Origin of the sequence: Sphingomonas lacusdianchii (assembly GCF_022664395.1) — a bacterium.
Classification (GTDB): domain Bacteria; phylum Pseudomonadota; class Alphaproteobacteria; order Sphingomonadales; family Sphingomonadaceae; genus Sphingomonas; species Sphingomonas lacusdianchii.
Map to the genome: position 1 here is coordinate 24,655 of NZ_JAKRET010000025.1, position 14,792 is coordinate 39,446.

General features: G+C 60.6%; 14 protein-coding genes and 2 pseudogenes. 13 read left to right on the plus strand and 3 right to left on the minus strand.

Annotated features, from left to right (window positions below; genetic code table 11):
• Positions 1–144: 144 nt before the first annotated feature.
• The 11 genes and pseudogenes from MF607_RS20475 (at position 145) to MF607_RS20525 (ending at position 12,029) form a co-directional block, all read left to right on the plus strand.
• Entirely contained in the window at positions 145–822 is a 678-nt protein-coding gene (locus MF607_RS20475) for a recombinase family protein (protein ID WP_242121978.1), read from the plus strand.
• 241 nt (positions 823–1,063) lie between these two features.
• A complete protein-coding gene (locus tag MF607_RS20480; RefSeq protein ID WP_242121979.1) occupies positions 1,064–2,053 on the plus strand; it encodes a glycosyltransferase family 2 protein in 990 nt (329 codons plus the stop codon).
• Between the two features lie 140 nt (positions 2,054–2,193).
• Positions 2,194–3,279 carry a CDP-glucose 4,6-dehydratase gene (gene rfbG, locus MF607_RS20485; protein ID WP_242121980.1) on the plus strand — a complete coding sequence of 362 codons (1,086 nt, stop codon included), beginning with the start codon at positions 2,194–2,196 and terminating at the stop codon, positions 3,277–3,279.
• Between the two features lie 101 nt (positions 3,280–3,380).
• Positions 3,381–4,154 carry a glucose-1-phosphate cytidylyltransferase gene (rfbF, locus tag MF607_RS20490; protein WP_242121981.1) on the plus strand — a complete coding sequence of 258 codons (774 nt, stop codon included), beginning with the start codon at positions 3,381–3,383 and terminating at the stop codon, positions 4,152–4,154.
• 6 nt (positions 4,155–4,160) lie between these two features.
• Positions 4,161–5,495 (plus strand): NAD(P)H-dependent oxidoreductase, encoded by a 1,335-nt coding sequence (locus MF607_RS20495; protein ID WP_242121982.1) that lies wholly within the window; start codon positions 4,161–4,163, stop codon positions 5,493–5,495.
• Positions 5,492–6,040 carry a dTDP-4-dehydrorhamnose 3,5-epimerase gene (gene rfbC, locus MF607_RS20500; RefSeq protein WP_242121983.1) on the plus strand — a complete coding sequence of 183 codons (549 nt, stop codon included), beginning with the start codon at positions 5,492–5,494 and terminating at the stop codon, positions 6,038–6,040. The genes MF607_RS20495 and rfbC overlap by 4 nt, the downstream gene beginning before the upstream one ends.
• 77 nt (positions 6,041–6,117) lie before the next feature.
• A pseudogene (locus MF607_RS20505) lies at positions 6,118–7,077 on the plus strand (IS481 family transposase).
• A gap of 143 nt (positions 7,078–7,220) precedes the next feature.
• On the plus strand, positions 7,221–8,027 hold the full coding sequence (locus MF607_RS20510; RefSeq protein ID WP_242121984.1) for an HWE histidine kinase domain-containing protein: 807 nt from the start codon (positions 7,221–7,223) through the stop codon (positions 8,025–8,027).
• Between the two features lie 46 nt (positions 8,028–8,073).
• Positions 8,074–8,421: a response regulator gene (locus tag MF607_RS20515; protein ID WP_242121985.1), complete on the plus strand. Its 348-nt coding sequence runs from the start codon at positions 8,074–8,076 to the stop codon at positions 8,419–8,421.
• A 120-nt stretch (positions 8,422–8,541) separates the two neighbouring features.
• Positions 8,542–10,056 (plus strand): ATPase domain-containing protein, encoded by a 1,515-nt coding sequence (locus MF607_RS20520; RefSeq protein WP_242121986.1) that lies wholly within the window; start codon positions 8,542–8,544, stop codon positions 10,054–10,056.
• On the plus strand, positions 10,056–12,029 hold the full coding sequence (locus tag MF607_RS20525; protein WP_242121987.1) for an ATP-binding protein: 1,974 nt from the start codon (positions 10,056–10,058) through the stop codon (positions 12,027–12,029). Before MF607_RS20520 ends, MF607_RS20525 begins: the two co-directional genes overlap by 1 nt.
• 473 nt (positions 12,030–12,502) lie before the next feature.
• On the opposite strand, the gene MF607_RS20530 is transcribed toward MF607_RS20525, so the two are convergent.
• Entirely contained in the window at positions 12,503–13,060 is a 558-nt protein-coding gene (locus tag MF607_RS20530; protein ID WP_242121992.1) for a DUF305 domain-containing protein, read from the minus strand.
• A gap of 20 nt (positions 13,061–13,080) precedes the next feature.
• Positions 13,081–13,194: pseudogene (locus MF607_RS20535) on the minus strand (glutaredoxin); the annotation flags it as partial.
• Positions 13,195–13,400: 206 nt separating this feature from the next.
• Here MF607_RS20535 and MF607_RS20540 point away from each other — a divergent pair.
• Both MF607_RS20540 and MF607_RS20545 read left to right on the plus strand, forming a co-directional pair.
• Positions 13,401–13,778, plus strand: a complete 378-nt coding sequence (locus tag MF607_RS20540; protein WP_242121988.1) for a GFA family protein — start codon at positions 13,401–13,403, stop codon at positions 13,776–13,778.
• 140 nt (positions 13,779–13,918) lie between these two features.
• Positions 13,919–14,269 (plus strand): response regulator, encoded by a 351-nt coding sequence (locus MF607_RS20545; protein WP_242121989.1) that lies wholly within the window; start codon positions 13,919–13,921, stop codon positions 14,267–14,269.
• Here the strand turns inward: MF607_RS20545 and MF607_RS20550 are convergent.
• Positions 14,266–14,792 (minus strand): response regulator (locus MF607_RS20550; protein ID WP_242121990.1); only part of this gene is annotated, 527 nt, incomplete at its 5' end. The genes MF607_RS20545 and MF607_RS20550 overlap by 4 nt on opposite strands.

The window sequence follows — 14,792 nt, forward strand, 5'->3', positions numbered from 1 at the left end:
ACTTTGATACGGACGATTGTGAACGATTACCGGTGCCGTTCATATCTTTCGAAACGCGGATCGCGATCTGTTCTCGGAAAGAATAGGTTGCCTCGCTTCGAATTGGCTAATTGCTATCTTGAGTATACCCAATTGAGCCGAGGAATGATGAGCAAGCAGCAAAGCATGATCCGGGCGGCGCGGGTATATCTGCGGGTCAGCACCGACGAACAGGATCTGGCCCGGCAGGAGGCGATCGTCGCCGGCGCCCGAGCGGCAGGCTTCTATGTCGCAGCGGTGTACCGCGAGAAGGCGTCGGGTGCGCGACCCGATCGCCCCGAATTGTTGCGCATGGTCGACGACCTGCAACCCGGCGAAGTCGTGATCGCCGAGAAGATCGACCGGATCAGCCGCCTGCCGCTGCCCGAAGCCGAACTGCTGGTCGCAACGATCCGGGGGAAGGGGGCACGATTGGCGGTGCCGGGGATCGTCGACCTGTCCGACCTAGTCGCCGACAGTTCGGGGGTATCGCGTATCGTGTTGGAAGCGGTGCAGGACATGCTGCTTCGCGTTGCGCTGCAAACCGCGCGGGACGATTACGAAACGCGGCGCGAGCGCCAGCGCGAGGGGATCGAGATCGCCAAGCGGGCAGGACGGTACACCGGGCGAAAACCGGATCTTGCCCACCACCGCCGCATCGTGGCGCTGCGCGAAGCCGGCATGAGTATTGCCCGCACGGCGGAATTGGCTGGTTGCAGCATCGCGCAGGTCAAACGCGTGACTGCGCTGCACAGAGCGAAGGCTGTTCCTGTCAATGAGGAGGGCATTAGTGCCAAAGCATGATCGAGCCGTGACGGCTTATGCCGCCTTAGGGGTAAAAACACGAGGACAACACCTATGCAAGCAGTAGTCTGTCTACAACCGCACTGCTCTATAAGCGTTATTGCGAATCATTATACAAAATTGGTCTTACGGTCTCAGTTAGACACATTTTTGGTATAAATGCTCTATTTTATAGAAACAATCCGTCAGGTAGGAGTAATATAAAGTAATATCCGTGGTGGTTGCCGCGGGGGGGGCATGCATGGGACATACGATTTCTGCGGTCGTTTTGACATACAACCGCAAGGAACTGCTCGTTCAATGTTTGGACGCGATTCTTCGTCAGGAGCGTCCGGTCGATCACGTGATCGTGATCGACAATGGCGGAACGGACGGTACGCGGGAGTGTATCGCCGAGCGGTGGGGTGACCGGGTCGAAGTTTACCAACTGCCGCATAATCTTGGCTCCGCTGGTGGATTCAATGCGGCCATGCGCATCGGCTATGAACGCGGCGACAACGCGATTTGGCTAATGGACGACGATGTGATTCCGGCACCCGATGCGCTGCAAAAACTGTTTGAAGCAGAACAAACGCTGCAACGGCGTGCCATCGACGCACCCTTCGTCATATCGACAGCCTGGACGCCGGACGGGCTCTTGACCAACGTGCCGCCGCCGGATTGCAGTACCAACAGCATTTCCTACTCGCAATGGCCGATGCTGCTCAGCGAGGCGATGGTACCAGTACGTCGTGCTACGTTCGTGTCGATCCTGCTCAAACGCGAAGTTCTGTCGGTACATGGTCTGCCAATCGCCGATATGTTCATGTGGACCGAGGATACCGAGTTTACCGAACGCATTACGCGTTCGACACCGGGTTTTTTCGTTGGTACCAGCAATGTTGTTCATATTCGTTCGACACCCGGCACGCTCAACATCCGTACGGAGACTAATCCCATACGGATCCGCAATCACTACTATTTGCATCGTAACAATGTCTACTGTACGTGGAGGCGGCAGGGCTGGAGAGGTGTGTTTTCGCTGGTCCGCAAATATGCACGCTTCGCGATGAAGCTGCTTTACGAAGGCGAGTGGACAAAGGCCTATATTGTTGCGTCGGGCACGCTGGCCGGATTGTTCTTTCGTCCGCCAACGGAACGTGTCGACTCGCCATGCGATCTCGAAGCATTGCGCTCGCAGGAGGTTCGGCTCCCAATCGCGATCGAACAGGCTGTCGCGACTAGTAGCTAGCGTCATTTGCACCCGATGTCGGGCAAAGCAATCCGCCATGCCAGAAGGACGGCAGTCGGCCGGATGGATGACGCTACCGCCTCATACCGGCGTTGCGTCTGTCTCGTGCGGACAGACACGCTACCAAATAGGAATTCGAATTGCCTATCTCTGCGAACGACTACCGCGCTTGGCAGGGACGCCGGGTACTCGTTACCGGTCATACTGGGTTCAAGGGCAGCTGGCTCGCCTTGTGGCTTTGCCAGCTCGGTGCCGAGGTGACCGGCCTTTCACTCCCGGCGCCGACCGAGCCAAGCCTGTTCGACAGGGTGCGGCTGCAGGAGCTGGTTGATCATGTTGAAGGCGATATTCGCGATCCCGCAACCGTCGACGCCGTGGTGGCGCGAGTGCAGCCAGAGGTCATTTTTCACCTTGCTGCCCAACCCATCGTCCGAACGTCCTATCTGCAGCCGGTCGAGACCTACGCCACCAATGTAATGGGAACCGTCCATGTCCTCGACGCAGCACGGCGGCTCGGCAATGTTCGCGGCATCGTCTGTGTGACGACCGACAAATGTTATGAAAATCGTGAATGGGTCTGGCCCTATCGGGAAGATGATCCAATGGGCGGCTTCGATCCCTATAGCAGCAGCAAGGGGGCGGCCGAGCTTGTCATTGCGGCTTATCGACGGTCGTTCTTCCCAGGCGAGCATATGGCAGCGGGCGGAACCGGCCTGGCATCGGTCCGCGCTGGCAACGTAATTGGCGGCGGCGACTGGGCGCTTGACCGCCTGCTCCCCGACCTGGTCCGCGCCTTTGAACGAGGAACAGCACCGATCGTCCGCAGCCCCGGTTCGGTTCGTCCCTGGCAGCATGTGTTGGAAGCGTTGGGGGGGTACCTCATCATTGCCGAACGCCTGCTAGTCGGCGATGCCACAGTTTCGGAAGCGTGGAATTTTGGTCCGTCTGAGGAAGACGCGCAGTCAGTGGCATGGATCGTCGAGCGCATGACGGCGCTTTGGGGCAACGTGTGCCCGCCGGTCGTCGAACCCTCGAAATCTGCGTTTCACGAAGCGCATCTATTGCGCCTCGATTGCTCGAAGGCTCGCGCGCTGCTTGGATGGCGACCCCGATTGCGTTTGGAGGAGGCACTGGCGTGGATAGTCGACTGGCATCGTCGAATTGGAGCGGGAGAAGACGCACGTGAAACGACGCTGCAACAGATCATCTCTTATCAAAACCGATGATGTCGGAAAGTTCATGCGAATAACGAGGTATGTCTTGCTGTTTTGAAGGTGTCGAACCATTCAAAACGTGACAGGATCATATCGGAAAAAGGGAAGTTTCAGTGAAGGTAGTCCTGCTCGCCGGTGGGTACGGAACGCGTCTCAGCGAAGAAACGACGGTCAGGCCAAAGCCGATGGTAGAGATTGGTGGCAGGCCGATCATGTGGCATATCATGAAATATTATGCACATTACGGACTTCGTGATTTTGTTATACTGGGGGGGTACAAGGTTTCATATATCCGAGATTATTTCCTAAACTATCGCGCGAACGAATGTGACTTCACGATCGACCTGAAGTCAGGTGGTGTGGAATGGGCGCAGGCAGTTGGAGAAGACTGGCGAGTGACGGTGGTTGACACCGGCAGCGAAACAATGACCGGAGGGCGGCTGCGCCGCGCACGCCACCTTCTGGGGGACGAAACCTTTTGCCTGACCTATGGCGACGGTCTTAGCAACGTCGACCTCGATAAACTCGTGGCTACCCATCAGGCTTCGGACGCTTGGTGTACGTTGACCGCCGTGGTGCAGCCGGGACGATACGGTGCTTTGCACCTGAACGACGACAGCACCCATGTTCAGGGCTTTCGCGAAAAAGGCGAAACGGACGGCGGTCTGATCAACGGTGGTTTTTTCGTCTGTGAGCCGCAACTTCTCGACCTGATCGATGGTGACGATACCGTGCTCGAAGATCAGCCGATGGCACGGCTGATCGAACGCGGCAAACTTGCCAGTTTCCCGCATCATGGGTTCTGGCAAAGCATGGACTCTTTGCGCGACCGCCATGTCCTCGAGGAACATTGGCTGAACGGCGCACCTTGGAAAATTTGGGAGTAAGTGAGCATGATTCTGGTTGATACCGCACTCGCTCGCTGCGAGGCGCAGGGGCATCCTATTCGCGTGGCCCTGATTGGTGCCGGAACGCAAGGTGCTGCCATTGCGCGTCAAATTATCGACGCAACCCGTGGGATGCGGTTAGTTGGCGTAGCGAACCGTCACGTCGATCGCGCGGTCCGCGCCTTCACCAATGTCGGTATCGAACCGGTGGTCCGCAGCGGACGTCGCGTTGAGGAAGCGATCGCCGCAGGAATGGCGGTTGTGACCGAGGATGCGGTGGCGCTGGTCCAGGCGGATGGCGTCGACGTGGTTGTGGAAGTAACAGGATCGTTCGACTATGCTGCCCAGGTCGTTCTTGCGGCGATCGCCGCCGGCAAGCACGTTGTCCACATGAACGCGGAACTCGACGGCACGGTCGGCCCGATCCTCAAGCTCAAGGCAGACGCCGCAGGTGTCATCTACAGCTTTTCCGATGGCGATCAGCCAGGCGTTGAGATGAACCTGTACCGTTTCGTATCAGGTCTAGGCGTAAAGCCTGTACTGTGCGGTAATATGAAAGGGCTTCATGATCCCTACCGCACACCCGAAACGCAGAAGGCGTTCGCGGTCAAATGGGATCAGAACCCGGCCATGGCGGCATCCTTTGCGGACGGCACAAAAATCTCGTTCGAACAGGCAATCGTCGCTAACGGAACGGGTTTCAGGGTTGCACGACGTGGCATGCTGGGGCCCGACTTCTCGGGCGGCGACCCTTATGCACCATTGGTACCATTGGAAGATACGGTGTCGGCGTTCGCCGATGCCCTTGATCGCGCTGAGCATGGCTTGGTCGATTATGTCGTGGGCGCACGGCCAGGGGGCGGTGTATTCGTCCTTGGAACGCACGACGACCCTCGGCAACAACATTTCCTGAAATATTATAAGATGGGTGATGGGCCTTATTACTGTTTCTATACTCCCTATCACTTGTGTCACCTCGAAGTGCCGACATCCATTGCTCGTGCCGCGTTGTTCGGCGACGCCGTTCTAGCACCACTGGCTGGACCGCAAGTGGGCGTGGTCGCCGTTGCCAAGACCGATCTGCGTCCTGGCGATCTGATCGATCAGCTGGGAGGATTCGAAGTTTACGGTGTGGCAGAGAATAGCGACAGCATCGACGCCGAGGATCTATTGCCTCTGGGACTGGCGCTGGGCTCGACGATCGTCCGGCCGGTAAAGAAGGATCAGCCTCTGGTCTTTGCCGATGTCCGGTTCCCCGCTGGGCGGACCATTGATCAGCTCTATGCCGAACAGCGCGCCCGATTTGGCCGACCGGCCATGAACGAAGGGTGTGTCGCATGAAATTCATTGAAACCGAGTTGCAGGACGCTTGGCTTGTGGAGCTTAATCCTCGGGGAGACGAGCGAGGGTCGTTCGCCCGTAGCTTTTCACGCGACGAGTTTGCCGAGCGGGGACTGGTCGCCGATTATATTCAAGCGAATGTATCAGTATCGGCCTGCCAGGGAACAGTTCGTGGTCTTCATTTTCAGAAGGCGCCGCATACCGAAGCCAAGCTGGTCCGGTGCGTACGCGGAGCAATCCTGGACGTCATCGTCGATTTGCGCGGTCAATCGCCAACCTATCTCCGGCATCAGGCGTTCGAACTGTCCGCGTCCAACAGGCAGCAACTCTACGTTCCCCCCGGTTTTGCCCACGGATTTCAGTCGCTCGTCGATGACATTGAGATCACCTACATGGTGTCTTCGCGTTACACCCCGTCTGCGGAAGGCGGGCTGCGCTTCGACGATCCGGCGCTCGGCATCGTATGGCCCCTGCCGGTATCAGTCATTTCCAACAAGGACGCCCGCTGGCCGTTGCTCGAGAACAAGGCGGACTCGTTGTTTTAATAGCGGAACCTGCAACCTAGGTGTTTGATCCCACGGTTTGATGGTGCGATCCTTTCGTTGGAATGGAAGGAAGCCGCATGGGACAGGTACGTCATGGGTGCGCCACGACCACGCACGCCGTCCGAGCAGCAATACAGCGATCGCAAGCTTCGCTCTCGACGCTGAGCCGTGAGCTGGGAATCAATCCCAAGACGGTCGCCAAGTGGCGAAAGCGGGCAACGGTTGAGGATCTGAAGACCGGGCCGAAGGCCCCTCATTCAACGACCCTGACCGAGGCGGAGGAGGCAATGGTTGTGGCGTTCCGGCGCCACACGCTGCTGCCGCTCGACGACTGCCTCTATGCGTTGCAGCCATGGATCCCGCACCTGACCCGCTCAGCGCTGCATCGGTGCCTTCAGCGACACGGCATCTCGCGCCGGCCGGACATCGAAGGCGACAAGCCAAAGCGGCAACGCTTCAAGCGCTACCCCATCGGCTTCTTCCACATCGACATTGCTGAGGTGCAGACTGCCGAAGGCAAGCTCTACCTGTTCGTCGGCATTGACCGCACCAGCAAGTTCGCGGTCACCCAACTGGTCGACAAGGCCGATCGCCGGACAGCTTGGGAGTTCCTCGAACACCTGCTGAAAGCAGTGCCGTATCGCATCCACACGATCCTGACCGACAATGGCATCCAGTTCGCCGAGCAGCCTCGCAATCGCAACACCGCCTGGTCCCGTCAGATGCGCTTCGACATGATCTGCGAGGTCAACGACATCAAGCACCGGCTCACCAAGCCGAACCATCCCTAGACCAACGGACAAGTCGAGCGGATGAACCGGACCATCAAGGAAGCGACCGTCAAACGCTTCCACTATGAGAGCCACGACCAGCTCCGGACGCACCTCGCCGACTTCATGGCCGCCTATAACTTCGCTCGCCGGTTCAAGACGCTCAACGGGCTCACACCCTACGAATACATCACCAAGATCTGGACGTCAGAGCCAGACCGGTTCATCGTCAACCCGATCCACCAGATGCCGGGACTGAACATTTAGGACGCAACCTCAGACACAGTGCAGGACCTACGAACGTCTGAAAGACGCAAATCGCACTTCACGCGGACACGGTCCGGATGCCATGAACCAACCCAGCGGACGCCACCGACGATCGGATTACCTTTGCCAGTGTATAGACGGATTTGAAGGCTCTGCGGCTGTTCCCCACCTGGCAGATATTCTTTACGGAAGACCAGGCTCACACACAGCGACGCTTTTGTCTCACATTGAGTGACTCGAATATCTTCGCGGCCGCTTCCCTCGTAAAAAGGATCACTCCCTTTCTTGCCATGTACGACGGGGATGGCCGAGTGGTGCGCATCCTGTCGGTGTCGCGCGACCACACCGAGCTGCGCGACGCTCGCGAGCGGCAGGAGCTGCTGAACGGCGAACTTTCGCACCGGCTGAAAAACACGCTGAGCGTCATTCAAGCCATTGCCTTCCAAACCCTTTCGGATGCCGGCAACCAGGAGGCAGTGGCGGCCTTCGGCGAGCGCTTGGCGGCGCTCTCGAAAGCTCATGACGTGCTGACCCGCCAGAGCTGGTCGGCGGCCGAGATTGGCGAGGTGGTGCGAGGCGTTCTGGCAACCTTCGACGAGGGCGGCCGCATCTCCATCTCGGGGCCACCGACGATGATCGGACCGCGTGCCACGCTGTCGCTCTCGCTGCTGCTGCACGAGCTGGCGACCAATGCCATCAAGCATGGCTCACTTAGTGCGCCCGAGGGGCGGGTCATGCTTGGCTGGTCATGGAACGAGGATAAGTCTGGCATTGTCATGCGCTGGGAGGAACGCAGCGGTCCACCGGCGGTTGAACCTTCCAGACGCGGCTTCGGGTCGCGCATCATCCGGATGGGCCTCGCCGGGTCTGGCGGCACGACGCTGCACTATGGTGAGGAAGGATTGACGGCCGAAATGAAGGCGAGCGCCGCTCAACTTCAACAGGTCTGACCTGAAGATGGCGCAATTGACGCCCCCAGAACGCCACCCGGTCCTCGTGATCGAGGACGAGCCCGTACTGCGGCTCGACGCGCTTGCCATGGTCGAGCAGGCCGGGTTTGAAGGGATCGAGGCGCTCGACGTGGACGATGCGATCCGAACGCTGGAAACGCGGCCCGACATCCGCATCGTCTATATGGACCTCGATATGCCCCGTGGCGTTCAGGGCATCGAACTGGCTGCTGCAATTCGCGACAGGTGGCCGCCCATCGAAATCATCCTGACCGCCGCGACGTTCTCACGCGAGAACCTGTCGCTGCCGGTGCGCGCCGAGTTTTTCGCCAAGCCGTTCCGGCGCAGCGATGCGGTAGCGACGATGCAGCGGATGATGGAGGGGCACGCCTGATATCGGTTGTCGCGATCGCGATCGACCGGGCCGATGCGGTCGGCAAAGGACCACCCACGTCCAACGGTCGTTGGCGATCAGATATTCGCTGATGTAAACTCCTCGAAACAGGAGTGATATGTGACGAGCAAACCGCCTACACGCCTCGCCTCGACTGGTGTCGAAGGCCTCGACAATGTGCTGGCGGGAGGCCTGACTCGAGAGCGTCTCTACCTGGTCGAGGGCACGCCCGGAACGGGCAAGACGACGCTCGGTCTGGGGTTCCTGCTCAAGGGGGCCGAAGCCGGCGAAGCCGGGCTCTACATCACTCTGGCGGAAACCGAAGCCGAACTGTTGGCCGTGGCGGAAAGCCACGACTGGAGCCTCGATCCGATCACGCTCAGTGAGATGGTCCCGGCCGAGGGGCTGGCCGCCGACAACGAGCAGACGCTGTTCCACCCCAGCGAGCTGGAGCTTGGCGAGACGGTGCGTGGGATCATCGCCAAGGTCGAGGAGGTTCAACCGAGCCGGGTGGTGATCGACAGCCTCTCCGAGCTGCGGCTCCTGGCGCAGAGCCCGGTGAAGTATCGCCGACAGATACTGGCATTGAAGCAGTTCTTCGCGGCACGAAAATGTACCGTGCTGCTGCTGGACGATCGCAGCGCGACCGGAAGCGACCTCCAGCTTCAATCCATCGCCCACGGTGTCGTCATGCTCGAGCAGATGCTCCTCGGCTTCGGCGCGCAGCGTCGACGCCTTCATGTGCTGAAGATGCGCGGCGTCAAGTTCCGCGGCGGCTACCACGACTTCACGATCGAACGCGGGGGATTGTGCGTTTACCCGCGCCTGGTCGCAGCCGAACACGGCAACGCCTTCGACGGGGCCGCAGTCTCCACCGGTTCGCCCCAACTCGATGAGCTGCTGGGTGGCGGCCTGCTGCCGGGAACGGCGACGTTGCTGTCGGGACCGGCCGGCGTCGGCAAGACCACAACCACCGTACAGGCCTTGGTGGCAGCGCTCGAGCGTGGCGAACGGGCCGCCTACTTCCTCTTCGACGAACGAGTGCCGACGCTGCTCAAGCGCTCTGCCGCGCTTGGCATGGATCTCCAGCCGCACCTCGATGTGGGTACGCTGGAAATCCGCAGCATCGACCCCGCCGAACTGTCGCCCGGCGAGTTCACCAACGCCGTCCGAAAGGCCGTCGAAGAGGACCAGGCCACGGTCATCGCGGTCGATAGTCTCAACGCATATCTGCAGTCGATGCCGAGCGAGCAGTATCTCGTTCTGCAGATGCACGAACTGCTGAGCTATCTGGGTGCGAAGGGCGTCGTTTCGCTCCTCATCCTCGGTCAACACGGCGTGACGGGTGACATCCGCTCGGACGTCGACCTGAGCTATCTTGCCGATACGGTCATGCAGCTCCGCTACTTCGAAGCACATGGAGAAGTCCGTCAGGCGATTTCGGTCATCAAGACCCGAACGTCGCGGCACGAACGCACGATCCGTGAGTTTCAGATCACGGAGTCTGGCCTGCACGTCGGCGAGGCCCTGACCGATTTTCAGGGTGTGCTGACGGGCGTTCCGACGTTCGCGGGTGAGGCGAAGATGCTGATGGCAAGTCGGGGCGAAGGTGGCATGGACGCGAAGGACGCTTAGTGGACCTGCGAGTCCTGATCCTTGCTCCTCAGGGGCGTGATGCCCTTCTCGCTTCCGAACTGCTCAACAAGCGCGGAATCGTATCCGAGGTCTGCACGTCTCTTGACGATCTGCTGGTCGGGCTGACTGCGGGCGCTGGTGCCGTACTGGTGACAGAGGAAGCGCTGGCGCTCGGCAACCTCACAGCCCTGACGGAGTGGATCGCTGACCAGCCCACCTGGTCCGATCTCCCCTTTATCGTGCTCGCGAACGGATCGGCGCGGCCTCGTTCGAACCTCGCGTCCGAACGTCTCGATGCGCTTGGGAACATGATGTTGCTGGAACGTCCGCTCCACGCGGATGCCATGCTGGGCGCAGTTCGTTCTGCGCTAAAGGCAAGGCGCCGACAATATCAGGTCAGGGGCGCGGCCGAAGCGCTGGAACAGGCGGTGATCCAGCGGACCGACGAGCTGGAGAAGGCGCGAGCAAGCCTGGAGGTCGCACTGCACGCGGCCGACATGGGAAGCTGGGACATCAATATGGCCACGGGCGAGGCGCGCCGCTCGCTTCGGCACGACCAGATTTTCGGCTTCACCGAGATCCAGCCGCACTGGAACGTGGAAATATTTCTTCAACGCGTCGACCCCGCCTATCGCGCGAATGTCGCGGCGGTCTTCGAAGCTGCGCCAGCTCTGGGCGAACTCGATCTCGAATGTCCGATCGCCACCGTCACCGGCGAGCGTCGCTGGATCGCGGCTAGGGGCCGAGTATCCTATGAGGACGGCACGCCGGTGCGGATGACCGGCATTGTCTCGGACATCACCGCCCGCAAGGAGGCCGACGCACAACTTGCTCAAGCCGCCAAGATGGACACCATTGGCCAGCTCACCGGAGGCGTGGCCCACGACTTCAACAACTTGCTGACGCCGATCGTCGGCAGTCTTGACCTCCTGCGGCGCCGTCACGGGGATGATGAGAAGTCGCAGCGCTTTATCGTCGGTGCGTTACAGGCGGCAGAACGCGCCTCGACGCTGACACAACGGCTCCTTGCCTTCGCGCGGCGCCAAGCGCTGCAACCCCGAGCGGTCGACGTCGCCGCACTCATCGACGGCATGAGCGACTTGATCCGGCGCTCGCTTGGTCCGACCGTTGCGGTCGTGATCGATGTGCCGGCAACGATCGAAGCGGTAAAGGTAGATCCCAACCAGCTCGAGCTCGCTCTTCTCAACCTTGCGGTCAACGCACGCGATGCCATGCCCGGAGGCGGGCGGCTGACGATCGGTGCGACCATGATGACGGTCGATGGTCGCAACAGCATAGGGCTTACGGAAGGCCGCTATGTTCGTCTGATCGCCAGCGATACCGGCGTCGGCATGGACAAGATCACGCTGGCACGTGCTGTCGAGCCGTTCTTCTCCACCAAAGGGGTCGGCAAGGGCACCGGGCTTGGCCTTTCGATGATCCACGGTCTGGCGGCGCAATCGGGCGGCACGCTTCGGATCGACAGTGAACCTGGCCAGGGCACAGCGATCGAGCTGTGGCTGCCGGTCAGCGATGAGGCCATTCTTGAGCAGCAACATGAGCGAGACGAGCCGATCCGGGCGACGCAGCACGCGAAAGTGCTGCTGGTCGATGATGAGGAGATCGTCAGAACCGCCACCGCCGACATGCTGCGCGACCTAGGATACGAGGTCGTCGAGATGCCGTCAGCGATCCAGGCTCTGTCGGCGATCCGTTCGGGGATCGACGCCGATTTGCTCGTCACCGATTACCTGATGCCGGGCATGACGGGTGCGGCGTTGATCTGTGAATTGCGCGGCAAGGGCGTGGGGCTGCCGACCCTGCTCATAACCGGCTATGCCTCAACGGGCGAGGACGTGCCAGCTGACGTGCCGCGGCTGTCCAAGCCATTCCGGCAGGCCGATCTGGCTGGGCGCATCCACGACCTTCTCGCTTCCAGAAAAAAGTCGGGAGTGCTGCGTTCGGTTCGATGAGGGCCGAAACGGCACCGTGACGTAATTTCTTAGCTTATCGCCGAATGGATGGTGAGATGGGGCGGCGCCGTGGATCATGGACCAGATCGCCGTGTCGAAACGAGCGATCTGATCGCGCGACAGGGTAAGTGCCGCTGCTCTCAAATGGGTCATGCCTGCTCGATAATTGGCAGGTGTTTAGATGCCCGGCTTGATGATGGTGTGCAGCTTACCCATTACGCCTGCGAACGGTTTCCACCGATTGCCGGTTCGTTGTGTCGGGCAACCTCCGCGTTCGAGACGGCGAGCTGCCGTTGCACACGACCTTCTTCCCCAAACCGTTTGATAAACACCGGCAGTCGCAACAGTTGGAGGTTGCACAGCACCATAGCGGCGTGAACCCGTGACCCGGTGAGCGCTGTTCGCCGATTTGGCCGCGCTGGCCTTGCCACACCTCTTCATCACCCCTTGGCCCTGACGATCCGGCCAGCCCGTCAGTGGATCGGAGCCAGCGTATTCACGCCGGCATCGGCGTCCGACTCGCCCGATGGCGGCGCGACCCCGCGATCGCGATAGGATGGTAGATCGGCGCTGCCGTCTGGCACAGGCCGAGCCTCCAGTCGGGCGATCTCGCGTTTCATCTCGGCGATCTCGCGGATCTGCGCATCGATGATCCGGTCGGCGATCAGCCGCACGCGCGGGTCGCGAATGTGCGCGCGCTCGCTGGTCATGATGGCAATGGAATGATGCGGGATCATCGCCTTCATCCAGGCAACGTCGTCGACCGTCTCTTGCGACCGCACCAACCACAGTGCTCCTGCGAACGCAGCGGCGGATCCCACCAGGATGCCGATGTTGGCGCGGCGATCGGGGTACATGCTCCACATGAAGCCGATCATAATGACTGCCATGACAGCGCCCATGACCAGCGCCATCCACATTCGCGTCTGACTGAACTCGACGTGCCCGAGCGCATAGTTGTTCAGATACATGAGTCCGAACATGACGATCGTAGACGTCGCGATCATCGCAGCAAAGCGGCCGTATCCCATCACAATGACTCCTTTCCCGCTCAACGTACCAGCATCCACAATGTCAAACCGACCATAAACAGGTTTTCGGTGAGCGACACGAATCCGAACGCGACGGGGGTTGCCACGCCGACGCAGGCACATCTCAGCTTACGCTAGGCTATCGTGAACCATCTTCCGCGTCGCTCGTGGTCCCTAACGGAGCGACGCTCTTAACAACACGGAATCGCACTAGCCGTCATTCCCACAAACGAACGGACAACGAGACGGTTGGGACATTCCCGTTGCGATGGTAAAACGGGAATCGCCGGTGGAGCTGCCTGAGGTCGATAGATAGAGGGACGTGCAGGAGGAGCGAGGGATGGAATGGCAGGCAGAGTGCAATTGCGGCCAGCTTCGTGCGACCTGCGCCGACGAGCCGGACCGCATCTCCGTTTGCCACTGCACGAACTGCAAGCGTTGGACGGGCAGCGCCTTTGCATGGAACGCGAGCTTTCCTGCCGAGGCGGTGACGACGGCGGGCGAACGACATAGCTTCGCGCGTGCGACGGACTCCGGCCGAACCAACGTCTACCACTTCTGCCCGACCTGCGGCTTGACTGTCTTCTACGACGTAGAGATGCGCCCCGGCATGATCTCCGTGCCGGCGGGGGCATTCGCACGCGCCGGCTTTCCTCCGCCCACGGTGCAGGTGTTTGACCACCGGCGCGTCGCTTGGTGTACGATCGACGAAGGGTAGGAGGCCTTACCGAAGGGATGGTCAAACGAGAACGCCACGGCCTTCTCAAAACCGTTCTCAACAAGCACCGAAAGGCGACTGGGACGATCGGACGGACCCTAGACCGATAATGGCACGTTGGCCTTCCTTGGAGTCAAGCTATGTGCCATGTCCTTGTCATCGAAGATGAATGGCTGCTCGCCGAATATATTTCCGATATCGCCGAGCGTGCCGGCGGTACGTCCTTCGATACCGTGGCGACCGAAGCCGAAGCGATCGAGGCGGCAAGGGCGCACAAGCCGGACATCATCCTGTCGGACGTGATCCTGGCGAAGGGGCGGGGGCCGCGCGCCGTACAGGCGATCTTCGCCAGGTGCGGCGAGGTGCCCGTGATCTTCATCACCGGCACGCCGGCGGACTGCCACCCTTGCAACCCGCCCGGCGTCGTGTTCGGCAAGCCGATCGACGAGCGCCGCGTGATCGCGGCGTTCCGCGACCTGATGGCGGCCTAGCCGTCCAGCACCTCGCGGAGCTTGGCGGCGAGCTGGTCTATCCCGAAGGGCTTGGCGAGGAAGTTGGTGCCGGGATCGATCACGCCGTTATGCACGACGGCATTGCGGGTATAGCCCGTCGTGTAGACCACCTTGAGGCCGGGCAGGCGCTTCATCGCTTCGTCGGCAAGCTGGCGGCCATTCATCTCGGGCATGACGATATCGGTGAACAGCAGCGTCACGTCCTGGCCCGCGTCGATCATCGCCAGCGCGGCCGGACCGCTGTCGGCATGGATGACGGTGTAGCCCAGTTCGCGCAGCGCCTCGGTCGAGAAGTTGCGGACGCGCTCCTCGTCTTCCACCACCATGACAATTTCGGCGGGACTGCCGCCCCGCGCGAGCGCTGGAATGCGGCGTGGGGAGGCCTGCCGGTCGTCGCCATAGGCGCGGGGAAGATAAACCTTGATGGTGCTCCCGTGCCCGACCTCGGAGTAGATCTTGATATGCCCGCCGGACTGACGGACGAAGCCGAACACCTGGCTCA

What these genes read in the sequence shown, in the direction of transcription:
- rfbC (WP_242121983.1), top strand. Translation starts at nt 5,492, where the DNA reads ATGAAATTCATTGAAACCGAGTTGCAGGACGCTTGGCTTGTGGAGCTT.
- MF607_RS20495 (WP_242121982.1), top strand. Translation starts at nt 4,161, where the DNA reads ATGATTCTGGTTGATACCGCACTCGCTCGCTGCGAGGCGCAGGGGCAT.
- MF607_RS20475 (WP_242121978.1), top strand. Translation starts at nt 145, where the DNA reads ATGATGAGCAAGCAGCAAAGCATGATCCGGGCGGCGCGGGTATATCTG.
- MF607_RS20545 (WP_242121989.1), top strand. Translation starts at nt 13,919, where the DNA reads ATGTGCCATGTCCTTGTCATCGAAGATGAATGGCTGCTCGCCGAATAT.
- MF607_RS20540 (WP_242121988.1), top strand. Translation starts at nt 13,401, where the DNA reads ATGGAATGGCAGGCAGAGTGCAATTGCGGCCAGCTTCGTGCGACCTGC.
- MF607_RS20480 (WP_242121979.1), top strand. Translation starts at nt 1,064, where the DNA reads ATGGGACATACGATTTCTGCGGTCGTTTTGACATACAACCGCAAGGAA.
- MF607_RS20530 (WP_242121992.1), bottom strand. Translation starts at nt 13,060, where the DNA reads ATGGGATACGGCCGCTTTGCTGCGATGATCGCGACGTCTACGATCGTC.